General features: G+C 46.1%; 26 protein-coding genes. 13 read left to right on the top strand and 13 right to left on the bottom strand.

Annotated elements, in window-relative coordinates:
* Positions 1-164 precede the first annotated feature (164 nt).
* Entirely contained in the window at positions 165-1,997 is a 1,833-nt protein-coding gene (locus ZMTM_RS12935) for an alkaline phosphatase family protein (RefSeq protein WP_221764239.1), read from the top strand.
* Between the two features lie 31 nt (positions 1,998-2,028).
* Here the strand turns inward: ZMTM_RS12935 and ZMTM_RS12930 are convergent, their stop codons facing one another.
* Complete coding sequence (locus ZMTM_RS12930; protein ID WP_221764238.1) at positions 2,029-3,183, bottom strand: metallophosphoesterase; 1,155 nt, start codon at positions 3,181-3,183, stop codon at positions 2,029-2,031.
* Positions 3,184-3,293: 110 nt separating this feature from the next.
* Here ZMTM_RS12930 and ZMTM_RS12925 point away from each other — a divergent pair, with 110 nt between their 5' ends.
* The 3 genes from ZMTM_RS12925 to ZMTM_RS12915 all read left to right on the top strand — a co-directional run bounded on the left by ZMTM_RS12925 (position 3,294) and on the right by ZMTM_RS12915 (position 5,846).
* Positions 3,294-3,494: a hypothetical protein gene (locus ZMTM_RS12925; protein WP_221764237.1), complete on the top strand. Its 201-nt coding sequence runs from the start codon at positions 3,294-3,296 to the stop codon at positions 3,492-3,494.
* A 130-nt stretch (positions 3,495-3,624) separates the two neighbouring features.
* Complete coding sequence (gene ppk2 / locus ZMTM_RS12920) at positions 3,625-4,542, top strand: polyphosphate kinase 2 (protein WP_221764236.1); 918 nt, start codon at positions 3,625-3,627, stop codon at positions 4,540-4,542.
* Positions 4,543-4,673: 131 nt separating this feature from the next.
* The gene (locus ZMTM_RS12915) at positions 4,674-5,846 is read left to right on the top strand and encodes an EAL domain-containing protein (protein ID WP_221764235.1); all 1,173 of its coding nucleotides are present in this window, start codon (positions 4,674-4,676) and stop codon (positions 5,844-5,846) included.
* Positions 5,847-5,868: 22 nt separating this feature from the next.
* Here the strand turns inward: ZMTM_RS12915 and ZMTM_RS12910 are convergent, their stop codons facing one another.
* The gene (locus ZMTM_RS12910; protein WP_225907039.1) at positions 5,869-6,225 is read right to left on the bottom strand and encodes a hypothetical protein; all 357 of its coding nucleotides are present in this window, start codon (positions 6,223-6,225) and stop codon (positions 5,869-5,871) included.
* Between the two features lie 85 nt (positions 6,226-6,310).
* Between ZMTM_RS12910 and ZMTM_RS12905 the strand changes: the two genes are divergently transcribed.
* The 4 genes from ZMTM_RS12905 to ZMTM_RS12890 all read left to right on the top strand — a co-directional run bounded on the left by ZMTM_RS12905 (position 6,311) and on the right by ZMTM_RS12890 (position 8,464).
* The gene (locus tag ZMTM_RS12905) at positions 6,311-6,847 is read left to right on the top strand and encodes an MOSC domain-containing protein (protein WP_221764234.1); all 537 of its coding nucleotides are present in this window, start codon (positions 6,311-6,313) and stop codon (positions 6,845-6,847) included.
* Positions 6,847-7,116: a TIGR03643 family protein gene (locus ZMTM_RS12900; protein WP_221764233.1), complete on the top strand. Its 270-nt coding sequence runs from the start codon at positions 6,847-6,849 to the stop codon at positions 7,114-7,116. The genes ZMTM_RS12905 and ZMTM_RS12900 overlap by 1 nt, the downstream gene beginning before the upstream one ends.
* A gap of 10 nt (positions 7,117-7,126) precedes the next feature.
* Positions 7,127-7,351, top strand: coding sequence for a DUF3820 family protein (locus tag ZMTM_RS12895; RefSeq protein ID WP_221764232.1), 225 nt, complete (start codon positions 7,127-7,129; stop codon positions 7,349-7,351).
* A gap of 90 nt (positions 7,352-7,441) precedes the next feature.
* Positions 7,442-8,464: a DUF481 domain-containing protein gene (locus ZMTM_RS12890; protein WP_221764231.1), complete on the top strand. Its 1,023-nt coding sequence runs from the start codon at positions 7,442-7,444 to the stop codon at positions 8,462-8,464.
* A 5-nt stretch (positions 8,465-8,469) separates the two neighbouring features.
* On the opposite strand, the gene ZMTM_RS12885 is transcribed toward ZMTM_RS12890, so the two are convergent.
* On the bottom strand, positions 8,470-9,228 hold the full coding sequence (locus tag ZMTM_RS12885; RefSeq protein ID WP_221764230.1) for an SDR family NAD(P)-dependent oxidoreductase: 759 nt from the start codon (positions 9,226-9,228) through the stop codon (positions 8,470-8,472).
* 123 nt (positions 9,229-9,351) lie between these two features.
* Between ZMTM_RS12885 and ZMTM_RS12880 the strand changes: the two genes are divergently transcribed.
* Both ZMTM_RS12880 and ZMTM_RS12875 read left to right on the top strand, forming a co-directional pair.
* Positions 9,352-10,254, top strand: a complete 903-nt coding sequence (locus tag ZMTM_RS12880; RefSeq protein WP_221764229.1) for a LysR family transcriptional regulator — start codon at positions 9,352-9,354, stop codon at positions 10,252-10,254.
* Positions 10,255-10,356: 102 nt separating this feature from the next.
* Positions 10,357-11,310 carry a DedA family protein/thiosulfate sulfurtransferase GlpE gene (locus ZMTM_RS12875; protein ID WP_221764228.1) on the top strand — a complete coding sequence of 318 codons (954 nt, stop codon included), beginning with the start codon at positions 10,357-10,359 and terminating at the stop codon, positions 11,308-11,310.
* Position 11,311: 1 nt separating this feature from the next.
* Here the strand turns inward: ZMTM_RS12875 and ZMTM_RS12870 are convergent, their stop codons facing one another.
* Positions 11,312-11,494 (bottom strand): hypothetical protein, encoded by a 183-nt coding sequence (locus tag ZMTM_RS12870; protein ID WP_221764227.1) that lies wholly within the window; start codon positions 11,492-11,494, stop codon positions 11,312-11,314.
* A gap of 163 nt (positions 11,495-11,657) precedes the next feature.
* Between ZMTM_RS12870 and ZMTM_RS12865 the strand changes: the two genes are divergently transcribed.
* Complete coding sequence (locus tag ZMTM_RS12865) at positions 11,658-12,656, top strand: S1 family peptidase (RefSeq protein WP_221764226.1); 999 nt, start codon at positions 11,658-11,660, stop codon at positions 12,654-12,656.
* A gap of 4 nt (positions 12,657-12,660) precedes the next feature.
* On the opposite strand, the gene ZMTM_RS12860 is transcribed toward ZMTM_RS12865, so the two are convergent.
* Positions 12,661-13,677 carry a S1 family peptidase gene (locus tag ZMTM_RS12860; protein WP_221764225.1) on the bottom strand — a complete coding sequence of 339 codons (1,017 nt, stop codon included), beginning with the start codon at positions 13,675-13,677 and terminating at the stop codon, positions 12,661-12,663.
* Between the two features lie 106 nt (positions 13,678-13,783).
* Complete coding sequence (locus ZMTM_RS12855; protein WP_221764224.1) at positions 13,784-14,176, bottom strand: hypothetical protein; 393 nt, start codon at positions 14,174-14,176, stop codon at positions 13,784-13,786.
* Positions 14,177-14,439: 263 nt separating this feature from the next.
* On the opposite strand from ZMTM_RS12855, the gene ZMTM_RS12850 reads away from it, so the two are divergent.
* Positions 14,440-16,512: a beta strand repeat-containing protein gene (locus ZMTM_RS12850; RefSeq protein WP_221764223.1), complete on the top strand. Its 2,073-nt coding sequence runs from the start codon at positions 14,440-14,442 to the stop codon at positions 16,510-16,512.
* Positions 16,513-16,594: 82 nt separating this feature from the next.
* Here ZMTM_RS12850 and hflX read toward each other — a convergent pair whose 3' ends face one another.
* From hflX to ZMTM_RS12835, 3 genes are all read right to left on the bottom strand, one after another.
* On the bottom strand, positions 16,595-17,944 hold the full coding sequence (gene hflX, locus ZMTM_RS12845) for a GTPase HflX (protein WP_221764222.1): 1,350 nt from the start codon (positions 17,942-17,944) through the stop codon (positions 16,595-16,597).
* A gap of 282 nt (positions 17,945-18,226) precedes the next feature.
* Complete coding sequence (locus ZMTM_RS12840) at positions 18,227-18,607, bottom strand: hypothetical protein (RefSeq protein WP_221764221.1); 381 nt, start codon at positions 18,605-18,607, stop codon at positions 18,227-18,229.
* A gap of 261 nt (positions 18,608-18,868) precedes the next feature.
* Positions 18,869-19,936: a beta-propeller fold lactonase family protein gene (locus ZMTM_RS12835; RefSeq protein ID WP_221764220.1), complete on the bottom strand. Its 1,068-nt coding sequence runs from the start codon at positions 19,934-19,936 to the stop codon at positions 18,869-18,871.
* A 344-nt stretch (positions 19,937-20,280) separates the two neighbouring features.
* On the opposite strand from ZMTM_RS12835, the gene ZMTM_RS12830 reads away from it, so the two are divergent.
* Complete coding sequence (locus tag ZMTM_RS12830; RefSeq protein ID WP_221764219.1) at positions 20,281-20,631, top strand: RidA family protein; 351 nt, start codon at positions 20,281-20,283, stop codon at positions 20,629-20,631.
* A gap of 120 nt (positions 20,632-20,751) precedes the next feature.
* Here the strand turns inward: ZMTM_RS12830 and ZMTM_RS12825 are convergent, their stop codons facing one another.
* The 4 genes from ZMTM_RS12825 to ZMTM_RS12810 form a co-directional block, all read right to left on the bottom strand.
* The gene (locus tag ZMTM_RS12825; RefSeq protein ID WP_221764218.1) at positions 20,752-21,081 is read right to left on the bottom strand and encodes a hypothetical protein; all 330 of its coding nucleotides are present in this window, start codon (positions 21,079-21,081) and stop codon (positions 20,752-20,754) included.
* 159 nt (positions 21,082-21,240) lie between these two features.
* The gene (locus tag ZMTM_RS12820; protein WP_221764217.1) at positions 21,241-22,152 is read right to left on the bottom strand and encodes a hypothetical protein; all 912 of its coding nucleotides are present in this window, start codon (positions 22,150-22,152) and stop codon (positions 21,241-21,243) included.
* Positions 22,153-22,222: 70 nt separating this feature from the next.
* Positions 22,223-23,425 (bottom strand): MBL fold metallo-hydrolase, encoded by a 1,203-nt coding sequence (locus ZMTM_RS12815; protein WP_221764216.1) that lies wholly within the window; start codon positions 23,423-23,425, stop codon positions 22,223-22,225.
* A gap of 474 nt (positions 23,426-23,899) precedes the next feature.
* The gene (locus ZMTM_RS12810) at positions 23,900-24,976 is read right to left on the bottom strand and encodes a hypothetical protein (protein ID WP_221764215.1); all 1,077 of its coding nucleotides are present in this window, start codon (positions 24,974-24,976) and stop codon (positions 23,900-23,902) included.
* Positions 24,977-25,001 lie beyond the last annotated feature (25 nt).

Genomic DNA, 25,001 nt, shown 5'->3' with positions numbered 1-25,001 from the left:
TGATATCCACAATGTTACTGCATGTAAAAATTGTAAAATTATTTTTACAATTAAGCATTTTTGCATAAATTGATACCCTGTGACAATGCTTATCTCGTATCTGTTTACATCTAGTTGTCACAAGTATTCGATAAGCTAACTCCTCAATTTAATACGTAGATTTAATGATGAAAAAGTCTCTGTTTATTCTTGCCAGTTTTTTGCTGAATGTATCGCTTTGTCAGGCGGCTTCGCCGCAAGCCCATAACATCATCCTGTTTGTGCCCGATGGTTTGCGTGCCGATATTGTGAGCAAAGAAAGGGCACCCACAATGGCTTCATTACGCGATCACGGAGTTAATTTCACTAACAGCCATTCGCTATTTCCTACGTTTACCACACCCAATGCTTCTGCGCTGGCCACAGGTCATTTGTTGGGCGATACGGGCAATTTTGGCAATACGATTTATGCAGGGTTTGCTGTTAAAAGTGCTAAAGATAGCGTGACGCCATTTATCGAAAATGATGCCGTACTCACTGATATAGACGAGCACTTTGTAGGCAACTACCTGAATGAAGAGTCTATCCTCGCTGCCGCCAGAAAAGCGGGCTATGCCACCGCTGCGATTGGTAAATTAGGGCCCGTTGCCATTCAGGATTTAACGGCCAATAACCAGACCATTATTATTGATGACTCCACAGGGCGCGAGGGTGGTATTGCCTTATCGGCCGCAATACAGGCCAAATTGCAGGCGCTAGGTTTGCCAGTGCAGACTCCAGCGCGTGGGGATAACGGCAAAGCTGGCGATAAAGAAAAACCGGGTACGCAAGTCGCCAATGTTGAGCAGCAACAATACTTTGTCGATGTTACTAGCAAAGTAATTCTGCCTACTTTCAAGGAAGCTAATCAACCCTTTGTCTTGGTGTTCTGGTCGCGCGACCCAGATGGTACACAGCATAACCAGGGCGATAGCTTGGGTGCTGTAACGCCTGGCATCAATGGCCCTACTTCAATGGCGGCGATCCGTAATGCAGATGATAATTTATCTGCGTTGGTTCAAACCTTGCAAGCGCTTGGCCTTGATAAAACCACCAACATTCTGGTGGCTGCCGATCATGGTTTTTCGACTATTTCCAAAGAGAGTGAGACAAGCTCATCTGCCAATATTAGCTACTCTGATGTAAGTAGTGGCAAATTGCCTGCGGGCTTTCTGGCGATGGATTTGGCCATCGGGCTAGATATGCCTTTGTACGACCCAGATGCAAAGAATGCTTTGGTGGATATCAAAGCTGGCCAACACCCCAAACGCGCCAATGGCCTGATTGGCGCAAATGCAGAATTGCCAGATGTCGTGGTAGCCGCAAATGGTGGCTCTGACCTCATCTACTTGCCACAAGGAAACGCCAAGGAACTTGCCCTCAAAGTGGTTGATCTGCTGTTAGCACAAGATTACGTGAGCGGCGTATTTGTGGATGATGATTTGGGCAATATTGCAGGCACTTTGCCGATGAGCAGCATTGGGTTTAAAGGTTCAGCCATCACGCCTCAGCCTGCCATCGTGGTGAATTTCCGCTCATATGACACAGGTTGTAAAGTGGTGACAGTTTGCGCTGCAGTGGTGGCTGATAGCAACCTTCAGCAAGGTCAAGGCATGCACGGATCATTTAGTCGCGCCGACACCAAGAATTTTATGGCTGCGATTGGCCCTGACTTTAAGCAGCGCTTTAAGAACTTGGCGCCAGCGAGCAATGCCGATATTGGCATGACCATGGCGCATCTATTGCAGTTGAATATACCCAACAAAGGCGAGTTGCAAGGCCGTGTATTAAGCGAAAGCTTGAAGGGTGGCAAGGCGGTGAAATGGCAAAGCCAACTCTTGACTTCACCACCTGCAAGTAATGGTTTATCCACAATACTTAACCAGCAATTTGTTGGCAAATTACCTTATTTTGATGCCGCTGGTTTTGCAGGTCGAACCGTTGGATTAAAAACAGAAACTGCGGCCAAGAAAAAGTAACCCAGCTAATCTGTTAGAGCGCAGGCAGCAACTAAAGCGCAGGCACTAGCCGAATCTTGGTGATTTCGGAAGGTGCGCCGAAGCGTTTTGGTGGTCCCCAATAGCCTGTGCCGCGACTGGTATATATCCATAGATTTTCCAGACGGTTCAAGCCTGCAGTAAAGGGCTGTTGCAGTGGTACAAATAGATTCCACGGCCAGAATTGCCCGCCATGCGTATGCCCTGAGAGCTGCAAATCAAACCCCGCACGCGAAGCTAATGCCGCACTCCGCGGTTGGTGAGCAAGTAATACTCTCGTGCTTGCACTGTCAGGAGCGCCATGTATGGCGGCTACCGGGTCACTTCTGTGCGCTGGGTCAAACTGGTGTGCGCTGTAATCGGTGACGCCTGCAATGACAATCTCAGCATCGTCATGTTTCAACACTACGTGCTCATTCATCAAGACCTGCAAACCCAGCCGCCTGAACTCGGTAATCCAGGCATGCGCCCCTGAATAATATTCATGGTTGCCTGTGACAAAATAGCTGCCATGGCGCGCGCGCAGATCGGCAAGCCCTGAAGTATGTTTTGCGAGGGTTTCGACATTCCCATCGACCATGTCGCCTGTGATAGCGATCAAGTCGGCATTCAGGCTATTCACTTTTTCAATAATCGCCTGTAGGTAGTTGCGCTTGATGGTTGGGCCAACGTGAATATCGCTGATTTGCACGATAGTGAATCCATGTAAGCCATCGGGCAACTGAGCGATGGGGATATCAATATGCACCACGCTTGCTCGCGCTCTGGCATTGATGAAGCCGATTAAGGTGACAGTCAATGCTAATACAGGCACTGAAACAGCAGACCACATTGGAAAGACCTCAATCAAGTGACTAGGCAATGTTTTTGAAAATAAGCTCATCAACATTAACGCTACATCACGCAAAAAGGTAAGCACTAATAGCGATGAAAAAAGCCCCATGGCGAGTAGCCCTACCCAAGCCAATACATCAGACAAAGGCTGGCGCTTAATGAAGCGCGCCAGCATGCCCAACGGAATGAGCAAGCTAGAGATGATCAGTAAAAAGATCCCCGTTAAATGTCCATTAAAACCTATGGGTAAGTCAGAAAGCAGGCGTATGCCAATATAGCCATGCAGTACAAGAATTAAGCTGAAAAAGGCTGATAAAAAGAGGATGGGGCGCAAAGTTTAGTATTCCAAAAAATTAGTCGTTTCCATATTGTTAATATGCAGGCAGAATTGTTCAAATCAAGGGTTTAAATGCAAGTGCTGGTATCTTAAATTCGGGAGAAACAATGTCCACGCTTTATCGTAATCGTGAAGAAAAGCGCCACGATCTGATTGTCGCCAATATCGTGGTTGATCGCTCCATACGTTATTCGTTAACTGAGGGCGGCAGGCTGTTGCCTTTCAGTGATGAAGAAAAAGAAAGCATGCGTGAAGAACAGGCCATGGCAGCTGCCAGGCTGGCGATTGACCGCGCGATGCAGTCTTAACGATATACCCCTTCGCTTTAATCGTACGATCTAGCTCTACTTCAATCCAGTGTCACATTGCTGACACGAATTCTCCATAGAATCAAACCTAGCCTCCATGTTTGCGCAGGCATATTCCATTGGGTTTGTTATGACTTTAGATCATGAAGAATTAAGCCGTCGCGTTCAATCTGACGTGAACGATAGTTACGATGAAGAGTACGAGCTTGAACTGGATGACCGTATTCTGGATGAATTGGTCGGTGCTGAAACAGGCGAACTGTCCAGCGAAGATAAAGAACAGCGTCGCCTGTATTTTCGCGAGCTATTTCGCTTGCAGGGCGAGCTGGTCAAGCTACAGGATTGGGTTGCCAGCACTGGCCATAAGGTAGTGATTTTATTTGAAGGACGCGATGCCGCAGGCAAAGGTGGCGTGATCAAGCGTATCACACAGCGTTTGAACCCTCGCGTCTGCCGAGTAGCAGCATTGCCAGCGCCTAACGATAGAGAGCGTACGCAATGGTACTTCCAGCGTTATATCTCCCATTTGCCTGCTGCGGGTGAAATGGTGCTGTTTGACCGTAGCTGGTACAACCGTGCAGGCGTTGAGCGCGTGATGGGGTTTTGTGATGACGAGCAATACGAGGAGTTTTTCCGCTCAGTGCCAGAATTTGAAAAGATGCTGGTGCGCTCTGGTATTCAACTCATCAAATACTGGTTTTCGATTTCGGATGAAGAGCAGCACCTGCGCTTTTTAGGCCGGATTCACGACCCGTTGCGTCAATGGAAACTCAGCCCGATGGATTTGGAATCACGTCGTCGCTGGGAAGAATATACCAAGGCTAAAGAAGTCATGCTTGAGCGCACGCATATCGCTGAGGCCCCTTGGTGGGTAGTGCAAGCGGACAATAAAAAGACTGCGCGCTTGAATTGTATCCACCACTTGTTGCAGCAAATGCCCTACGAAGAAATCAAGCGCCCTAGCATCGAATTGCCTGAACGTATCAGGCATGATGACTATGTTCGCCAGCCAGTGGATGAGCGTCTTTTCGTACCAGAGATTTATTGATCTGGACGCGTTTTTTCATAACACTAGAGATTAGACTAATGATGTATTATGTTTAATAAATAGTGGCTTACGAATCCTCTTTGTACAAGTCACATTCGGAAAGTCTCATGTGATGAAATAGGGAGGTCGCCTTGTTTGAGCATCTAAGTCGTCAAGTCGTGCAGGCAGGCGAATGTATTTTTCAAGAAGGTGAGCTTGGCGACACAGCCTATATTATTGAAGAAGGCTGCGTTGAAGTCTGCATAGGGGAAGGCGAGAATAAAATTCGCATCAGCCTGTTAGGCAAAGATAACCTCATCGGCGAAATCGCCCTAATCGACCATCAACCAAGAACTGCCACCGTGCGCGCAGTCGTGCATACCGTTCTAGTCCCCATACAGCGCAATATGGTGGATGAGTTGCTAGAAAAAACAGACCCTGTTATTCAACATTTACTGCATGTCGTGCTTGAGCGCTTTAGACATAAGCATGGTCAGTATGCAGAAGGCAAACAAGTTGAGCAGTATGATCCCCAGCGCTACAGTGCCGATGTATTAATTAGGCAGCGCGCTGTTGCTAATCTGTCGCTGGCAGAAGATATGCGTTTCGCCTTGCAGGCACAGCAATTTGAGCTCTATTACCAGCCTATCTGCACAATTAGTGATAGTAAAATCAAAGGTTTTGAGGCCTTACTCCGTTGGATGCATCCGGTGCAGGGCATGATTCCACCGCTGGATTTTCTGGGGCTTGCCGAACAAACTGGCCAGATTCGCGACATAGGTTTGTGGACGCTTAAACAGGCCTGCATCGATTGGCCCATACTGCGCAAGCGCTCACGTGATGATCAACCGTTTGTCAGCGTCAACATGTCGGCCGCACAGCTCACGGGTGCTACATTTGTTGATGAAGTCAAAGCGATACTCGATGAATATAATATGCCAGCAAATGAGCTTAAACTGGAGCTCACTGAAACCTGCATGATTGGCAACACGCAGGTGGCGTTAGAAGTCTTGGTAGGTCTGCAATCACTAGGCCTGACTATTGCGCTGGATGACTTTGGTACTGGATTTTCAGGCCTTGATTACCTGCAACGCTACCCGATACACACTCTGAAAATAGACCGTGCTTTTGTCAGCCGCATGCTTACGAATCATGAAAGTCTGCAGATTGTGCGTGCCTCGATTGATCTTGCGCAGTCACTAGGCATGGAAGTTCTCGCCGAAGGCATTGAGACTGAAGAAACACGTAACCTACTCAATAAACTGAATTGCACGCTCGGGCAGGGTTGGTTGTTTGGCAAGCCCGCAGGTATGAGGCATCGCTAAAACCAATTTAGTGAAACTCTTGTTATTGCAATTCTTTAGCCGATAACGGCCCATAAATCAGGTCATCCATCCCCCAGAAACCACCTTTTACATCCAAATAATATTGACCATCGTCAGTGGCTTGATACATGGTCAAAGTATAGAGTTTGCTGTTGTAGTATTTGTCTGGCTCTACGAACACCACTTTCAATGGGCGAGATGCCTGTAGCTTTTTCCAATCTGATTTTTCTATCGAAGAAAATGGGAGCAAGCTTTGGCTATTGGTCCCAAAGTAATCCTGATATTTCTGGTCGAATCCTGCTTGTAGCGTGGTTTCATCTGCTATTGCAACGGATGCCAGAATTAAAAACCCCCATAAAAGAACAGCTTTTTTAAACATTATTTAACGCTCAAATTAAAGCCTGCTTGGCAGGCATATGGTTATAAAATCGAACTATCGCAGCAAATCATACTCCTGTATTTATATGGCTTTTGAACAACAAACTTTACGTGGGTTCACCACACAGTTTTCTAAAGCTGGCCGACTAGAGCAAATCTTGTTGCGGCCAGCACGTCGTGCAGCTATAAAAAGTGTAGTTGAGGCGATTGCCATTGCTGGTTTAGGCCTGCAGGGAGATCGCTCTGCAGATAAGAAAATCACTACGGTGGTGAGTAAGCGTCAAGTGACGTTGATACAGGCGGAGCATTTGCCAGTGGTCGCCAGCTTGGTTGGGTTGGAAACATTGGAGGCCAAAACGTTAAGGCGTAATCTGGTGGTGTCTGGATTCAATCTATTAGCCGCGCGAAGTTTGTTTAAAGACCAGCCTGTGTATATCCAGATAGGTGATCTTGAAGCTACAGGCCCTTGTGAGCCTTGCTCGCTGATGGAAGAGCTATTGGGCAAAGGCGGCTATAACGCGATGCGCGGACATGGCGGAATCACTGCCAAGGTCATTCGTGGTGGGCAATTAACTGTAGGTTCTGCTGTGATTTGCAAGGCTGAGGCTTTGGACGAAATCTAATGACGATTAAAGCCGACAATCCACTGACTGAAGAAGAAGTCTCCCGCATTATAGAAATGGCGTGGGAAGACCGCACACCGTTTGAGGCGATAGAACAACAGTTTCAATTAAGCGAGGCCGATGTGATCAAGCTCATGCGCTCATCCATGAAAGCTAGCTCATTTAGAATGTGGCGTAAACGCGTGACTGGCAGAACAACCAAACATAGCGCGCTAAGATCCCCAGAAATCAGTCGTGCCTATTGCGCTACGCAATATAAACACAAGTAGCCAAGAGTTAATGCAAGTCGAAGATTTACAACGATTGGTGACTATCACCATGCCATACGGCAAGTACAAGGGGCGCATACTGGCCGATTTGCCTGGCAATTACCTTAACTGGTTTGCCAGAGAAGGCTTTCCACCAGGCGAGATTGGTCGCTTACTTGCGCTGATTCAAGAGATAGACCATAACGGCCTGAAACACTTACTCGAACCTTTACGCAATAAACCAACTTCGTCATAGAACTACGCTACTGTTTATCAATTGCCAGAGTGAATTCTGGTTGTATACCTAACACCATTTTAATCGACCTCATGATGATAAGGAGGCAATATGCCACAACTAAAAAACATCTTTCAGGTACTTATCTGGCTTACTTTAATAGCCAGCCATTTCGCTTTAGCAGACCAGGTCTTGCTTAAAAATGGCGATGTCATTACGGGTGAAATCATCAAAAAAGAAACCGAAAAATTGGTGTTTAAAACCAGTTATGCAGGCGAAATCAATATTCAATGGTCAGAAATCCAGAATCTTACTTCAGATGAACCGCAGCAGATTGTATTAAGCGATGGCAGCATTGTGAAAGGCAAGATCGAAAGTATGGAGGCTGGTGAAGGCAAGATTGTCGGTGAAAAGGATGAGCGAGATTTTGACTTGAACGAAACACGCTACATTAACCCATCAGTTGATTTGGCAGGCTTAGGTACGCGCTGGTCAGGGCATATCAATGCGGGCGGTACCATTACTCAGGGCAATAGTGATACGCAATCCATACGGTTTGATGGCGAAACCATCGCGCGAAAACAATTTAGTCGATATACCTTTGGCGGTGTGTTCAACCATGCTGAAGACCGGGGGAGTAATACCCAGTTTAATAGCCGTGCTTATGGCAAATACGATTATTTCTTCTCACCACGCTGGTATGGTTATCTGAACCAGTCTTTAGAGAATGATCGCTTCCGCGATTTGCGATTGCGCAGTGTTTCGGGTGCTGGTAGCGGTTACCAGATATTTGAAACGCCCAATATCAATCTGGCACTTGAAGGTGGTTTGAACTATATCACTGAGGATTATTATCAGGCTGATCCAGAAAGCTATCCTGCCCTGCGCTGGGCGATTAAGTATGACCAGCTTTTGTTTAAAAATGACGTCCGCTTTTTTCATGAGCACGAAGTACTGCTGGGCTTGCAACAAACCAGCCAGACGCTGTTCTCAAGTAAGACTGGTTTGAGGTTCCCGCTTTTGTTTGGTTTCAACGCGACTACCCAGCTTAACTTTAACTGGGATAGCCAGCCATCGCCCGGGCGCACCAAAGAAGACTCTACCCTCCTCTTTACCGTTGGCTATGGCTGGTAGCTGATTTACAGAAACATGCCGCCTGAAGCCTCAATACGCTGGCCATTCACCCAGCGGTTGTCTTCTGACAGCAATGATGCGATGACTCCGCCAATATCATCTGGCAAACCAGCACGGCCTAGCGCAGTTTGCGCGGCTACAAACTGGTTAAGTTGCGCATTGTCGCGCACAGCGCCACCGCCAAAGTCGGTTTCTATCGCCCCAGGTGCGACCACATTGACTGCAATGCCACGGCTGCCTAGTTCTTTGGCCATGTACTTGGTCAGGGTTTCAATGCCGCCTTTCATGGTTGCATAAGCCGAATATCCAGGTAGGGCAAAGCGCGCCAAACCACTAGAGATATTGATGATACGACCACCTTCATTAATCACCGGTAGTAGTTTCTGGGTGAGGAAAAATGCGCCCTTCAGGTGAATATTGAGTAACTGGTCAAATTGTTCTTCAGTGGTTTCAGCAAAAGAGGCGTGAACGCCTATGCCTGCATTGTTCACCAAGAAATCAAAGTGTTCGGTATTCCATGTGTTCCTCAATGCAGCTTTCACCTGCTCAGTGAATGCCGCGAATGATTTGCTGTCGCCAACATTCAGTTGAAGCGCTACCGCCTTACCACCAGCTTGCTCAATCTCTGTAACCACCTCATTCGCTTCAGCCAGTTTGCTGTTGTAGGTGAGGATGACATCAATCCCCTTTTTGGCGAGATGCAATGCCATGTTCTTGCCTAAACCGCGGCTACCGCCGGTCACAATTGCAATTTTGTTGTTCATATCAAACTCCTTAATCAATGTTGAAATGTATTGCCTGATAAACAGTGTATTGAAGTGAATTAAAGAGATAAACTCTATAATTTAAGTTTCAGTGTTCTACTAAATAGAACAATAGGAGTGGATTTGGATAAATTAAGCGCCATGCAGGTGTTTGTCCGTGTTGCCGAGCTGGCCAGCTTTACCAAGGCTGCAGAACAAACGGGCATACAAAAAGGCGGCATTTCAACCGCTATCCAACAACTGGAAAGCCAGATGGGTGTGCGACTTTTGCACCGTACCACGCGCAAAGTGCAACTTACCCAAGATGGTCAGATATTCTATGAACGTTGCAAAGACCTGCTGGCGGAAGTGGACGAGGTCGATGCGATGTTTCAGCAAGCCTCAACGCCCATCAATGGCCGTTTACGTGTCGATATGCCGATCAACATTGCTAGAAATCTGGTGATTCCAAATTTGCCAGCATTCATGAGCCAGCATCCGAATCTCCAGATTGAACTTAGTAGCACCGACAGGCGTGTGGACATTGTCGCAGAGGGGTTTGATTGCCTGATCCGCATCGGCAATCTCGCAGACTCAGGCTTGATCGCGCGGCCATTAGGGCATCTCAAGTTGGTCAATTGCGTCAGCCCAAGCTACATTCAAAAGTATGGTGAGCCAATGTCGATTGAAGATTTAGGCCAGCATTTTATTGTGGACTACGCGCCAGTCTTGGGTGCTAAAGCACCAGCATGGGAATATTTCAACGGAGAAAAATATATTCACTTAAAAATGAAAGCCGCAATCACGGTCAACAGTACCGATACCTACAGTGCCGCTTGCCTTGCAGGCTTAGGCATCGTGCAAGTGCCTTACGAAGGCGTAAAACATTATCTCGACTCTGGCGCCATGGTGCAGATACTCAAAAACTACCATGCAGAACCGATGCCTATTTCCTTAATTTACCCACATAGACGCCACTTGGCGCGCCGTGTGCAAGTGTTTATGGATTGGGTTGCAGCGCTGATGGATCAATATGTAGATCACTAAAGCTGTTCTGTGTTTAGTAAGCATGGTAGATATTTGAGATCAACCCTTGATGTCGTGATATTAAGTCACCATATGATGAATTCTAATTAAGATTGAGAACGCATGACTTACCTCGTAGATTTATTGCAGCAGTACGGCTTGCTGATTGTATTTGCCAATGTGTTTCTGGAGCAGATCGGTTTGCCGATTCCAGCCTATCCCGCATTGCTGCTGACTGGTGCGTTGCTTGGACAAGGGCAATATACAGCGCCTAGTTTGTTGTTTACGGCGGTCTTCTCAGCCTTATTGGCGGATGTGATCTGGTACATGGCGGGCCGCAAATATGGCCGTAGAGTGATGGCTAAATTGTGCAAGATTTCTCTATCGCCTGATTCTTGTGTGCGGCAAACGGAGTCGCTTTATTTGCGTATCGGCCCGCCAGCCTTGTTGTTCTGTAAGTTCATTCCTGGCTTTGCTTCTATATCCAGTGCCTTGGCCGGCACTGTGGGTACCAAGCCTTGGACATTTATAATTTTTGATAGCTTGGGTGCTGCTATCTGGGCGGGTTCTGCGATTTTATTGGGTAGTTTATTCAGCAGCACGATTGACGAGTTGATTTCTTCACTTGCACAAATGGGGCGCTTTGGCGCCATGTTGATTGCGCTGGCTTTGGTGGCTTTCGTTGCTTCTAAATGGTGGGAGCGTTATCGGTTTATGAAGGCGCTACGCATGGAGCAGATCACAGTGGAGGAGCTTGGTACTATGCTCAAAGCTGGTCAATCGCCTGTGATTATTGACGTACGCCCAACACAGCTGCAAACAGGTGGCAGAATCCCCGGCGCAATTACGTTAACGGCAGATACCGTGGATGCCTTTGCATTGGAATCTAATGTGGAAGGCGAAGTGATTTTATATTGCGCATGCCCCAACGAGGCGAGTGCCGCAAAAATGGCAAAGTTACTCATCCAAAAAGGCTACCACCGCGTGCGCCCATTGACTGGCGGCATAGATGCCTGGGTAAGCGCAGGCTATGAGGTTGAAAGTGCAGATTTAGCGTTGCCTGACGCTAGTAAGTGATTTAGTGCGCTGCTCTAGCCAGCATGAATTCTTGGTAGAGGTTACGGTCTTTTAAGCACTCGCTGGAGTGTTTATCTGGACAAATCGTTCTCAACTTGCAGCTACAGGTGTGGGCGACCACTTCTTCAAGTGTGGTGTAGCTGGTGGTGTTATTTTCTTGTATTTTTTCGTTGTTATCAGTCATCCCTGCATCCTTTAAGTCCATGTCTCCATGCTCAGACTTTAACAGAAACTAATGAGTTCCTATTAAACGAACGTATTGCATACTTGCCAAGTCTATTGATTAGTTTTATGGCTTACTTATTAAATCTGCTCATCACACATTCTGATCAACCTTGGATTAAATTATGCGCCAGACTATCTTGCCCATTATTTTTGCATCAATCAGTATTAACGCCTACGCCGAGCCTACTTTAGACCAGATCTATACGCTTAAAGGGTCTATTGTAAAAATCAACACGGCCACCAAAAGTGGCGCGCGAGGCGTGGGTTCTGGAGTTGTGGTCGCCGAAGATTACGTGGCGACTAATTGCCACGTGTTAACCAATGCTGTGGGTGTAAACGTTACGGCGCATGGTGATACGTTTAATCCAGTAGCTGTCAAAGAAGACTGGCGCCATGATGTGTGCCTGCTCAAGGTTGATTATTTGGGAATGAAGCCAGTGGTGCTGGCGGACAGTGAGTCGCCGCAGTATGAGCAATCGATTTTTTCCATTGGTTTTCAAGGTGGCGCGCCTAAACCACAAACTACATTCGGCAATGTCAAAGCGCTTTATCCGCTGGATGACGGTATGGTGATTCGTACTTCAGACTCCTTTATGTTGGGCGCAAGTGGTAGCCCGATATTTGATGATGAAGGCAAACTGTACGGTTTGAACACATTTAAAAGCCCAGGGCACGATGCCTATTATTTTGGTGTACCCGTTAAATGGATCAAAGCGTTGCTTAATGCCCCGGACCTTAAAGAATTGGGACAATCTGGTACGCCATTTTGGGATAGTCCTGAAGGTCAGCAACCGTTCTTCATGCGGATTGTGCTGCCTGTGCAAAATAAGGATTGGGTAAGCTTGAAATCCATTGCTCAGGATTGGCAAAGTAAAGAACCAACTGCTATAGAGGCAAGTTATTACCTTGCTTTAGCAGAGGAAAATCTGGGGGAAACTAAAGCCGCACAACAATTATATGGTCAAGTATTAAAGGCTAATCCAAGGCACACAGCCAGCATGCTGGCTTTAGCTAAATTGGCTAAAACAGAGGGGAATGTTCAAGAACTACAAAGGCTTACTATGTTACTAAAAGACCTCAACAGCGATGCTGTTGAGGAACTGGGCGCAAACCTCCAATAAGCTTTTATTGCTGGTCTGGAATAATGCCTATGGCAACCTTGAGTTGGTCGGCCACGGCAACATCGAACTTGTTGAGTAGAGCAATACTGGTGAGTGCTTCCATGTGCTTGCCATCATCTTCAGCAATCAGGCCCAGATAATAGAGCGCAAGGCTGTGTTGACTATTAAGCGCAACGGCTCTGCGTAAATGAATCTCAGAGATCAAGTTATTGTTGTTTCCGTATTCTGCTGCAGCCAAGTAAAACCAAGCTTCTGCATTGTTAGGCTCTTCTTTTGTCCATTGTGTGGCGACTTTTTGTAGCGAAGCCCAATCTTCAGTCAGATACGGCTGTACTACCCGCATGAATGAAGGCCATTTATCCAGAGACTCTGCCCAGAATGGCAGTTCACTTTTTGTACCAAGCGCTTGTTCTGGTTGTTTCAGTAAAGCTTGCACCCATTCCACTGGCATGAAGTAATAATAGGCATTATGGCCTGGGCTTTTCAGGGTCATGACGCCCACTAGGTTGCCACTATCATCAAATAGTCCACCGCCACTATCACCCAACCTGAAAGTGCTAGATGCACGCACAATCACGCTGTCATCCATCGGGTATAAGGCTTTTACATAGCCAAAAGTGCTGGAAGGTACTGGGGAAAAGTCGGGGAAGCCAGTAGCGAATACTGGTTGTTGGTATTTCAGGTTTTTACTGGGGCTAATGCTAGCAACTGGTGCATTTAAACCATCTACTTTTAGAATACATACATCATGGTGCCAATCGGCTTTGATGGCAGTGACCGTATAAGCGGTTCTGTTACTGAGTACCCCTATTGAATTGGCGTTCGCAATCACATGGCAATTGGTAACAATCTGGTCTTCAGCTACCACTACGCCAGAGCCAACTCCGTAACCGCCATTAGCAAGCTCCACCTGCACACGCACGACCAAGGTATTGATTTTTTGTAGCAATTCATCCGTTGGCATGGCCGCCGCGGGTAACGCTAAACTCAAATACAATAAAGCAAACAAATACCTTGTCATGATTAGCCCCAATCTACATATTAAAAAGTGATGCACCTCTTAAAAATAAAAACTGATTCAAACATGTGTTTCAATATGTAATTAGCAACTAGCATGCCAATGCGACCTAATGTACTGTGTTTTGCTCCGCGATGAGCTTTGCAATCTGCGAGTCTTGTTTGACAGGTTCAATCAATAGCACTTGCTGGCGGTTGATGATCATGCGATCTGGTGCGTGTGCTTCGCCGCCACGCTTAATGAGTACATTCGCTACTTCTGTGGTGCCTGGCTTTTGGCGGGCCTGAATATAGAACACATCTCGCAACACGGTGTAATCATCCCCCAAGCTGTCAATGCGCCCGAAAAATAGCTGACCATTCATTAAAGCGACTGCATGATATTGGCTTGATAATTCAGGTAATTTCCCATGCTTATTTGCTGCCTGAGAGGCAATGACACAAAGCGCACATGCGATGACCAGAATGGCGAATGTTTGAATACCTGTCATGAATTTCTGCATTTTTTAATCCTTCTGCTTAAGTTAATTAAGAGTATAAGCACGAATGCGTGCGTAAAAAGGGCGCAAGACTAGCAGACATTACATGGCAGTTACCACTATTGAATTTGCAGAAACGTCATCAAAACATCACATAGTCATGCTGATGCCAAATCACTATATAAACAGCTTTTCAATGTTCTTACTTTGATTAATGCGCTTGTCATATTCGGTTCGTATAGTGCGGGGATAAATTCGTTTAAATCCAAAATAACAGGGAATCCTCAATGCAATTCACCCCAAGCCAATTCGCCTTAAAGCCTAATCGCCTTGCCGTAGCTGTAGTTCTGGCAGGTCTGATACAGCTGACTGCTAGCCCTGTATTTGCTGCCAGCTTTACTATCAATGCTGATTCAACCACCGCACAAACCTTGGGTTCTGGCAGCGGCCAAACAGGTAGTGTTGCAGCAGGCCGTTCTTTAAAAGTAAACGGCTCAACGGTTGCAGTGACCATCACTGGCAACAATGCATCCTTAACTAACTTGGGTACTATCTCCCAAACTGGCTCTGGCCGTGTGATTCGCGATAACACGGGTGTTTCTGGCCTCATGATTACCAACGGTAGCATCACCAACTCAACGGCGCTCATGCAAGCCGCTGATGCTGATGTGATCCAGATGGCTAAATCACCTGCTAGCGTCACGCTGGACAATTATGGCCAGATGATTTCATTGAACGCTTCGGCTGGCGGTAGCCAGGTAGTGGACTTTAACGCCATATTGTCTGGTAGCAATGTCGTCAATAACTACGCTGGTGGCCTGATGAAAGCCTATGAGGCCGATGCAGTGCGCCCTGGCGTGAATGGTGTGGTTAATAATGCGGGCACCATACAATCCATCACGACTGCAGGTAGCAGCAGCGATGGTGTGGATGCGCAGAACAATTCAGGTATTACCGTCAATAACTTAAGCACTGGCATTATCGAAGGTGGGCGCCATGCGATTACTGGCGGCGCTTTGAATAGCACTAGCAGCTTCACCATGACGGTGAACAATAGTGCTGGTGGCATTATTCGCGGCATGAATGGTTCAGGCTTAAATCTGGATGGTTTTAATGCTAACCAAGTGGTCACTGTAGTCAATGGTGGCTTGATTACAGGTAATGGCGTCACAGGTGACGGCGATGGCGTTGATGTTGACGGCTTGGTCAACATTACCAATACAGGCACTATCCGTTCAATCAATGCATACAGCGCTCCGAGCGCAGGCTTGGCTTATAGCGAAGGCATCTCGGTCGGTGGCGGTACCATTATCAACTCTGGCACTATTGAAGGCTTAGTGGCAACGGGTAATACAAATGCTGTTGGCCGCGGTATTACATTGGCTGGTAATGACATCAGTAGCGGTCCGCTTGCGGGCACACGTGAAGCGCTCTATGGCAACGCAACAATCACCAATCAAGCAAGTGGCCTCATCAGGGGGCAGAGCGATTCAGCGATTGTTGCAGTAGGTGCGGCAAGTCAATATACCGTTACTATCAATAACAATGCAGGTGCCGTGATTCTGGGCGGTGGCGCGACTACTGCAGCTATCCAGACTGGCCTGAACAATGCCGTCATCAATAATGCAGGCACCATCAACGGCGCTAGCAGTGGCAAAGCGATTACCTTTGCTGGTGCAAGCAACGCGCTATACATCACAGGTGGTTCAGCTTCAGTGATTGGTAATATCAGTGGTGCTGTTGGTGGCAGCAATACCATGGTGATTAATCCAGGCACAGGTAATAGCTTTGCTTACGCAGGTTCAGTATCTAATTTCAACAGCGTAGAAGTAAAGAGTGGCAATGTGACTTTGTCTGGTGCCAATACCTATGGAGGTAAAACCATGGTCTCAGGCGGTACGCTGACTTTAGATGGGGCAAACCGTATTTCAGCAAGCAGTGCACTGGAATTAAATGGCGGTACGCTTGCAATAACCAATGTAAATACTGCAAACGGCCAGACATTCGCCAGCCTCTCACTCACTGATAACTCAATACTGAACCTGGGAAATACATCCATCACATTTAATGGTCTTGGCGATGTAGTCAGCGGCAAAACACTGACGATTACAGATTATCTGGCGAGTGCATCACCTACTTATGCGTTTCGTGTACTAGGTAATTTTTCTGCTGATACCAGCTTTCAGACATTGATTAGCGGCACTACGATTAACGGCGTGGGTGCGAAATTCCAATTTGATGGTGTTTACACCAATGTTGCAGCAGTACCTGAGCCCGAAACCTATGCCATGTTTATTTTTGGCTTAGGCTTGATTGGTTTTGTTGCTCGCCGTCGCAAGCAAAAAGAAGAGATGGCATAAGCACGCTTTGAACCATCAATAAAAAAAGGCAGCGAAAGCTGCCTTTTTTATTCAGTACCTTTCCCACTCAGCTTTGTACGGATTATTTACTCAGTTGATCGCGCAGTTTTTCTATAGCGTTGGCTTCACCCAGCACTTTAAAAAATGCTCCATCATTACCGGAGCGTTCTTCTAACACTTGGCAAGTCGCATAGATTTGGCCGCGCAGTTGTTGTGCTGACCAAGGCAGGAAAAGCTCAGCCTCGGTGAGATCGCGCTGAAAAAACTTAACAATCATTTGGTGCAGTTTGGCGACTTCATCTAGGCGCTTTGCGCTCATCACCACGCAATCTGGGTAGCGTAGTCGCAAAGCTGCTTCACATTCAGCTTGTGCTGTTGCATCGCCAACATAGTCAATCTTGTTAAACACACGAATGCGCGGCACAACATCTGCGCCGATTTCTTTCAGCACATCATCGGTCACTTCAAGCTGGCGTTCAAAGCCAGGGTCGCTCGCGTCAATCACATGCAGCAATAGCGAGGCATCCAGCGCTTCATACAGCGTAGATTTGAATGAAGCCACCAAGCCGTGAGGCAAATTTTTGATAAACCCTACCGTATCGCTGACCAGTATGCGCGGCACACTTTCTGGGTAGAGCGCACGCACGGTGGTATCGAGCGTCGCAAATAGTTTGTTCGCTACCAGCACTTCGCTGCCAGTAAGTGCACGCATCAAAGTGGATTTGCCAGCGTTGGTGTAGCCTACCAAGGCAACAGCAGCAAGCCCTTGGCGTTCTTGCCGTCGTGCCCGTTGAGTTTTACGTTCACCATCCATCACTACGATTTCCTGTTGCAGCTCGGCGATACGGTCACGAATCTTGCGTCTATCCAGCTCTGTGTGCGATTCACCACCACCGCGGCCACCAGCACCACTACGTTGACGCCCTTGTGGGCCAGCAAGTTTGGCCGCTTCGCGCAGGCGCGGTGCCATATAGCCAAGACGTGCAATCTCTACCTGTGCGCGGGCTGCACGCGAGCGTGCATTGCGATGGAATATTTCTAGGATGACCATGGTGCGGTCCATCACTTCGCAGCCGACTTCTTTTTCAAGATTCCGCGCTTGCGATGGCGAGATTTCATGATCCACCAAAACCACTTCAATCTCATGCGGGTTAGGCTCTAGCGGTAGATCATCACTTTCATCGGACTCTTCTGAATTTTCTTTGGGGTTAACGAACTCTTTTACTTCTTGGCGCTTACCAACGCCCAGATAACCGGTCATATCAAAGGTAGAGCGCTTCTGTACGAAGGTATGCACGACCTCGTACCCCAGCGTTTTTGCCAGTTCACGTAACTCGGTGAGCGATGCCTCGAACTCAAGATCAGTGACGCTAGGTAGCTGGACAGCAGCGACCACGGCGTATCTAAGGGCTATTTTTTCTTCTGTTTGCATGAATGGATTGCGCGATTCTCGCGTGACTTTCAGGTGATTTATGCAAGGAGGCTCTGATTAAGTGCAAATTCTAAGCCAGACTAGGCGCGAGTAAAAAATTTTGACGCGGCATATATATGATATGTAAGGAGAAATTTTTTACGAGTAACAACGTATGGCGACGAATTGGTGCTTAATCAGAGCTTCCTTAAGTAGAGTGAGATAATACCCGTAAACGGAATAAGCGCCGACAATAAAAATCCCGCAATTGCGGGATTTTGGTCATGCTGCTGAACTGAACGATTAATTCAATGAAACACTTGCTGCATTAGTTTTAACAATCAGCTTTTCTGCAGGCGCAGCGCGAATCACACGGCTAAGCACATTGCCATTGGAATCAAGAAACACCAGTGCAGGTAGATCTGTTGCGCGTAGCTTCAGGCTTGCAAGGGTGTCCTCACGGGTTTCTTGCTTCAACACCAGCAGCACAGGCACGTTCTGGCCAGAGATCGCTTGATTAGCCAGCAACCATGCAGTATCAGATGCGCCAACACCAGGCTCGGTCACAGCAACGACCAAGTCTCTATTCAGTTGTTGGTTGGCTAATGGCTGGTTCGTTTCGCCAGCAACAGCGTTCAGGGAAAAAATCAGGGAAATTGCAGTAAAGATCGTAGTACGTTTCATGAGAAAGCTCCTTTATGATAAAAAGTTCCTCAACGCAACGAGTTAGCTACCTTTTGGGTGTGTTATCAATCACGTTTAGGATGCTTCACTATACGCATGAGATATATATAGATGATGACAAATGTGTAACGCTTTGTAAGATAGTCTTCATTGGCACCTCAAAAGCACATGGCTGGTAAATATGTTTGCCTAAAAATAAATTGGGCAGGCACTACCTAGTAGTACCTGCCCAGACATATCAAAAAACCAGTAGTCAGTAAATCAGGGGTTATCGATACTGCCCATAGATTTTGGATAAGTCACAATGCCCCACGGCATATCTTGGTCTGCAATACGCTTGGTCACTTCCAGCTTGGTTGTATCAATCACCAGTATTTCATTTGATTTGCCGCAAGCTAGCAACAGTTGCTGGTCATCAGGGGTAAAACTAAAGTGCCAGCAACGGTCTCCTGTTGGAATATCTTTGATCTTCTCAAAGGTTTTCGCATCAAAAACCTGCAACAGTTTTGCCTTGTTTACTGCTACAAAAATGCGGTCACCTGCACGGTCAAAACTCAAACCGTAGGGGAACATACCTGTGGGGATTTCCTTAATCACTTCAAACTTGTCATTCAATATCAGCAACTTGTTAGATATTTCAAGCGTTGCTGCATATGTTTTTCCATCTGGAGATACCTTGATGCCACGAGGGCGATTACCGTATGCACTAACTGGTATCGTTTTTAACAATTTCCCAGTTTTTAAATCGTGCACGGTCAGTGAGTTATCTGACTCGTTAGCCACCACCATCTTCTTGCCATCTTTGGTAAATTCCAGGCCTTCAGTTTCAGGTTTGCCCACGATATCCATCACCACTTTGCCTTTTTTCAGGTCAACAATCGCAATGTGCCCTGGTATTTTGTCATCGTCATCATCTTCTTTAGCTGCTTCTGGGCCAGCTTTTGGTGGGCCAGATTTTGAGCTCGGCTCATAAGTAATGAAAGCGCGGTCACCCTTGATGCGAACAAACTCTGGGTTTTTGCCAACAACAACAAGTTTAGGCGGGGTAGCGCCAGAGGTATCAACCACAGAGATATTGCTGTCGTCTTTATTTGCAGTTACTAGCCATTTGCCATTGCTGGTAATGCCGATGCCACGCGGCCCCTTGGCGCCAGTCTCCATACTGCCTGTAAATTCCATCGTCTCTAGATCGATGATTTCTACACCACCATTCTGATTTGAAACATAAGCAACGCCTTTGCCCTCTGCTAATGCGTATGGTGCTAATAGTATGCTGATACTTAAAATAAGTAGCTTACTCAGGTTTCGGTTAATCATTGCTTGCTTCATCTCAAAATCTCCTAAGGTTATTAAAGTTATTAGTTTTGTCTGGTGCTGAGCACAATAGTTCTTAATTAAATTTTGTGCTGCCTTGAATAAACGCAAATCTTATTGGGGATAATCCTCGAATCTAGCAGCATAAAACCTATAAAACAATGATTAACACACTCATTTCTACTAGTTGGTTATCCACAGCCAAGTGGTGGCTGAAAAGATTCGATAAACAGTCAGTATTCAGTATGGATTTACAATTTCTGGGCATATTTCTGTATTGATAGCTTCAAATGCTATTCGTCTCGAGGTGGCTTCAAGATGATGTTAGCATCGTATTTTTGATGAGAAAGAAACGCAGCATGGCCAACATTCAACGCATCAACCCAACTGCCCGCTGGTCAGACATGACCATATTCAACAGCATTGCCCATTTTGTTGAGGTGCCAGCAGACACCAGCGCAGACATCCACGGCCAAGTAAAGCAAGTGCTAGCCCAGGCCGAAACTACCTTGCTCAGCGGCAGCAGTGACAAGTCACGCATACTTTCTGCGACCATCTACATTACTGATTTTGATAATCTGGAAGCACTTAATGCCGCATGGGAGGCTTGGTTGCCAGCAGGCTGTGCGCCTAGCCGTGCGTGCCTCAAGGTTGAATTGGCAGACCCTAAATACTTGGTTGAAATTGCGTTTGTCGCGGCGGTAGTTTAGGGTGGTCATTAGTAGAAAGTACACATAGCGCTAAGGCAATCGTTGTAGATGCGTCGGATGGCAGCTACAGTCCTATAGCAGTTATTTAGGCGTCCCGCATGATGATGGGTTAGGCAGCAATTAAAAAACGGTCTTGGTAACTTTCGATACGCCTTCAATAAGGTCATTGACTTGATCCACGCTTGGTTCCACTTTTTTGTTGTGGTCGCACAAGTTGCGTATATCGGCAAGGTGCTGATGGAATCGCCACTGAGGCGTTTCAATAACTGAAGCGTTCTTCAACGCTTCATTAAGATCCGCAATTGTTGAGTTCTTCTTTGTAAGTGTGATGTTGTGAGCGCCGCAAACCTCGTGTAGATGCTTTTCCAGCACAACGCCCGCTATAGCGCCGGCGGCGCGTATGAACTTATGCTTCAATAACTCACGAGCTGCATCTAGCTCCGAGTCCAATAGGTGTGCCTGACAGCATAAGCTGCAAGCTCCATCCAAGTAAAATCAATTAGTTACAGTACCGGTCCCACACCATAAGTTGCAAGTGTTTACTCCCATAAGCTGCAAGTTGGTGACCGGATTTACGCATAAGCTGCAATCTCTTTAAGAGCCTCAATCTTAACTCTTGGGTGAAGCATGCTTAAGCACAAATATTGAAGATACTTCTTTGTGTAGACGAGATAGAGAATAAGTGTGAGAGGTCTTATTTTCGTGAGTCTGAGGATTAGAAGTATTCGGTCTTGGATATCGCGGAATATTGATGAATCTATGACTGTTTGACTGGAAATACTCGCCCAATAATTGCAAAAAATTGTTATCAGTTTTTGGATTTCTAGAAGCGCTTCTCCCTACAGGAAACCAGAGTCCTTCGTCTCCGATGTAAGAGGCTAATAGTCCTAATTTCTGGTTTTTGCAGTTAGCCATCAAGCGCCCAAACGAGCGCTCCATGAGATGCATGGGCATGATATCGACCAAAGCGTCTCCAGTAAGCTCTGCAGTTTGCCTTACCTCATCAATAATGGTCGCCACCTTCATTTTTTGATGAAACTCCACTGGACTTTGGTCAGATACGATTAAATGAGCCAGCCCAGCATAAGGAAAGCCAAGTTTAAGCAAGGCCTCTGCCTGCGAGAAGCCGAATTCATTTGGCGATTTCCCTTGGTTTGAAAATTTGGCTCTAACTGCTTTCAGCTCTACTGCCATTGCTTCCGAAACTATTAGATGATTACCTTCATAAGGAATGATTAGCAAATCAATATCACCGGGAAAACTAACAGATGGCATCAGTGACTGCATAGGCAGAAAAATGCTAATCATCGCACCGCTGTTTTTAGGCATACTGTCAAAATAGTCCGTCAGTAAAGCCTGGTAACATCGGCCAAATAATTCTCTCTTTAAAACTAGTTGAACCCCTAAAGCAAACTCATGGTGTGTTTCAAACATTTTCCGATTTAAGGCAAGCATTGGTTCACCACTATTTATGATTGGTGGTGGTTGCTTCATTAAAATACGATAATCACGGACTACCATTAATCAATTCCGCAACTTCGAATACGCAACTGGGCTATAGAAAATAGAGAACTTTGATATCAATGACATATCATGAAAGGAGTTCCCATTCTAAAGCTGAATGAATTTGGTCACTTATATGCACGAATTCCTTTCCACTTGCTAATACGGCACGTATTACTTCTTCCCCTGGATGCCCGTAACTATTGGGACCTGCTGCAGCAACGCATTGCGTAGCATAAGGAATTTCTTTTAGTAGCAATGGGGTAAAATTATGATACGAGCCATGATGTGGTAGAACGAATATATTTATTTCATTGAGCAACTTTCGATAATACGTAATGAATGCTTTGTAGCGACGACTGAGATTTAACTGCATATCGCCTGTACCAATCCAGCCTACTACACATGGTTCACTATACGGGTATCGGCGGTATTGCCAGTAAGGACTTTGCCTGCGATATCCTTGCCATTGAGCTGAAGAGCGAATTGGACCTGCATATAATGCCATGGATACTAGATTGTGATTAGACCAGATTAGCTCATAGCAATTGCGTAACTGTATTCTTGCTTGAGGGTCGCGTAGTACCGTGGCAAGAATGCGTTTAGTATTGAAATGGCCAAACGTAGCCTTCAAGTCTGCTTTGAAAGCTATCAAAGCCTTATCTGATGGGCGATGAGCATATGGAGCAAAAATCCAATTCGGCTTCATAGGGGCCGTCATTATTTTTAGAATCGCTTTCGTTTCTAGTTTTTGTACCTTCATCACAGGAGACGAAGATGACTTCGTATCTGTAAGCGACCATTCGGCACTAATTATCCCTTCATCGCTGTTTGTTCCGCCCTCCGGTAAATTGGGATTAAGTTCTTCATTCTCGTCGTCGTCGTCGCTACGCGGCATGATATAAGTAATTTGTTCTACGCCACGCGCACTCAGCCATCCTTCAATATTACTTAGAAAAGTCATGAACGTGCCAGCAAGAATGCCGGTAGCGGTATCATGAGCAACAGCAATTAAGCCATCGATTTCGTTTAGATAGGGTAATACAACCTCACGAACGCGAGTTCTGGAAAGTAGACGATCAATACCGTTTATATGGTCGCTATCTAGGTGTGAGAGAAACAGACAATCCACTTTTCCACGCGCAGCAACTATTTCAATTTCCCGATTCAAGGCTTCGCTTTGATTCGATCCACAGTCATAAATCCAATGAAATTGACTGTTTTGTGATTGAAGAAACCCGCTTGCCATTCCACCCTGACCAACAGGGTGTTGGGTGATTTTGACTTCCATTATTTGTGCCTCGTATCTAAGCTATGAGTCAACTGATATCAGTTTGCTTTTATTCCCGAATCAATCTTGTTACTTGTTTGTACGTAAGCGCTAATTTCCACACGTATTGATAGAACTGTTAGAACAGCTATATAATTTGCTTAAGGTCACAGCTTTTCGTCCCGCACCCGGTCTACAGAGTCGGTTAATGCCGTGGAAAGTGCGTGGCCTTTATATTTTAGAATTAATAACTCTGATTTATTTTTGCATTTTTATGCATTCATACAGCGAAGTAAATACGACATCTTTAAAAGAGTTGTCTCTATTACGGAAGTTAGTATATGACGTGGTATGAAATTAGACAGTACTGGATTGGTGAATTTTGCCTAGGATTCAAGACTGCTTGGAATATGTATTTCCTACCATTCCGCATACTGCGAAAATTTTTAATTACAAATTTCTTTAATAGATAAGATATTTGAAGTCAGAATTGAACTAGCCATACTCTCGATAGGGTAGGTCTACCGCTAGTGCCTGTCCTGGTGATGCTAGCCATTGCCATAATTGTTTTTGAGATAATGTGTTTTCACATACACGAAGTAATGCCTCGCCTAAATCATTGCTCTCAACAACACTTAATCTACCGCAGGCAGCGATAACCAGAGGAACGCTTGGATCAACCCCTGGATGGCAAAGAGTAATGCAAAATGCATCTTTGTATCCGTGTATTTCAGAGGCAGCCAGTACTTCCACTGCTTTATTATAATCAACAAGTTTCTCACCCTCTCTGGATTTCAACTCAATAACTAATGGGGGCGAGTCTTGCAGTTTTAATAGATAGTCTGGAGCTCCCGTCTTGGTTTTGTCATCAAGTTTCTCGTAATCTATTTTTAATAATTTAAGCGCTTCTTCAAATATCTGTTCAAATTCTGTTCCTGTAGCTTTGTAATAGCGCTCGACCAGGTCAACTCTAGAACACCGGCTAGCTCTTTTCAAATGCCGTTCCGCAGCACGTTGTCTTTGACGTACCTTCCAGTCTCGACATGCATCTCTTAACCAATTTGCTTTTGCCTGGGGAGATGGCTTCGCTTTTCCAAAAATTGCCACGCGCATGGCGTCAGCATCAGCTGAACCAAGCATTACTTGTTCCGGTGTAGAGTAATTGCTTGCACGCAAGGCAAGTATTTCACTGCGATTAAGCCTGAACCCTGCTCCTGGCTGATTCAACGAAGTCATCCAAAGAACATCATCTGGCAAACCTTCGCTCATTCGGAAACTTAAACGCCTAATGACTCGGGGAAGTTTTGCCAAAGAATCTAGATTGATACCTTCTGGGCGAAGTATTGGGGGCCGAAGTGCACCAACAATACGTTTATCTGAAGCAGCCGTTATTATTGCTGAGAGTCCTTGCAATACCCAACCTAGATTACGAAACATCTCAAGTAACATACCCGCACTCAGGCTTGGCAACTCTGCTTCAAGATGCCGAATTTCTGCACCAGTCATCCAATCGCAACTAAGCTTTGCTGCATTAATGGGTGCAATATCAGCTTGCCAAACAGGCTCTACCAAGTCCGTAGCATAGATATTAGCGTCG

This window comes from Methyloradius palustris, from assembly GCF_019703875.1.
GTDB lineage: Bacteria > Pseudomonadota > Gammaproteobacteria > Burkholderiales > Methylophilaceae > Methyloradius > Methyloradius palustris.
The sequence above is the reverse complement of the archived record's forward strand: the minus strand, read 5'-3'. Positions and strand labels throughout refer to the sequence as shown.

Coding starts and splice junctions, on each gene's coding strand:
- ZMTM_RS12935 (WP_221764239.1), top strand. CDS start 165: ATGATGAAAAAGTCTCTGTTTATTCTTGCCAGTTTTTTGCTGAATGTA.
- ZMTM_RS12925 (WP_221764237.1), top strand. CDS start 3,294: ATGTCCACGCTTTATCGTAATCGTGAAGAAAAGCGCCACGATCTGATT.
- ZMTM_RS12830 (WP_221764219.1), top strand. CDS start 20,281: ATGGCCAACATTCAACGCATCAACCCAACTGCCCGCTGGTCAGACATG.
- ZMTM_RS12900 (WP_221764233.1), top strand. CDS start 6,847: ATGACGATTAAAGCCGACAATCCACTGACTGAAGAAGAAGTCTCCCGC.
- hflX (WP_221764222.1), bottom strand. CDS start 17,944: ATGCAAACAGAAGAAAAAATAGCCCTTAGATACGCCGTGGTCGCTGCT.
- ZMTM_RS12895 (WP_221764232.1), top strand. CDS start 7,127: ATGCAAGTCGAAGATTTACAACGATTGGTGACTATCACCATGCCATAC.
- ZMTM_RS12855 (WP_221764224.1), bottom strand. CDS start 14,176: ATGCAGAAATTCATGACAGGTATTCAAACATTCGCCATTCTGGTCATC.
- ZMTM_RS12850 (WP_221764223.1), top strand. CDS start 14,440: ATGCAATTCACCCCAAGCCAATTCGCCTTAAAGCCTAATCGCCTTGCC.
- ZMTM_RS12910 (WP_225907039.1), bottom strand. CDS start 6,225: ATGTTTAAAAAAGCTGTTCTTTTATGGGGGTTTTTAATTCTGGCATCC.
- ppk2 (WP_221764236.1), top strand. CDS start 3,625: ATGACTTTAGATCATGAAGAATTAAGCCGTCGCGTTCAATCTGACGTG.
- ZMTM_RS12865 (WP_221764226.1), top strand. CDS start 11,658: ATGCGCCAGACTATCTTGCCCATTATTTTTGCATCAATCAGTATTAAC.
- ZMTM_RS12890 (WP_221764231.1), top strand. CDS start 7,442: ATGCCACAACTAAAAAACATCTTTCAGGTACTTATCTGGCTTACTTTA.
- ZMTM_RS12860 (WP_221764225.1), bottom strand. CDS start 13,677: ATGACAAGGTATTTGTTTGCTTTATTGTATTTGAGTTTAGCGTTACCC.
- ZMTM_RS12905 (WP_221764234.1), top strand. CDS start 6,311: ATGGCTTTTGAACAACAAACTTTACGTGGGTTCACCACACAGTTTTCT.
- ZMTM_RS12885 (WP_221764230.1), bottom strand. CDS start 9,228: ATGAACAACAAAATTGCAATTGTGACCGGCGGTAGCCGCGGTTTAGGC.
- ZMTM_RS12820 (WP_221764217.1), bottom strand. CDS start 22,152: ATGGTAGTCCGTGATTATCGTATTTTAATGAAGCAACCACCACCAATC.
- ZMTM_RS12835 (WP_221764220.1), bottom strand. CDS start 19,936: ATGAAGCAAGCAATGATTAACCGAAACCTGAGTAAGCTACTTATTTTA.
- ZMTM_RS12870 (WP_221764227.1), bottom strand. CDS start 11,494: ATGACTGATAACAACGAAAAAATACAAGAAAATAACACCACCAGCTAC.
- ZMTM_RS12875 (WP_221764228.1), top strand. CDS start 10,357: ATGACTTACCTCGTAGATTTATTGCAGCAGTACGGCTTGCTGATTGTA.
- ZMTM_RS12815 (WP_221764216.1), bottom strand. CDS start 23,425: ATGGAAGTCAAAATCACCCAACACCCTGTTGGTCAGGGTGGAATGGCA.
- ZMTM_RS12840 (WP_221764221.1), bottom strand. CDS start 18,607: ATGAAACGTACTACGATCTTTACTGCAATTTCCCTGATTTTTTCCCTG.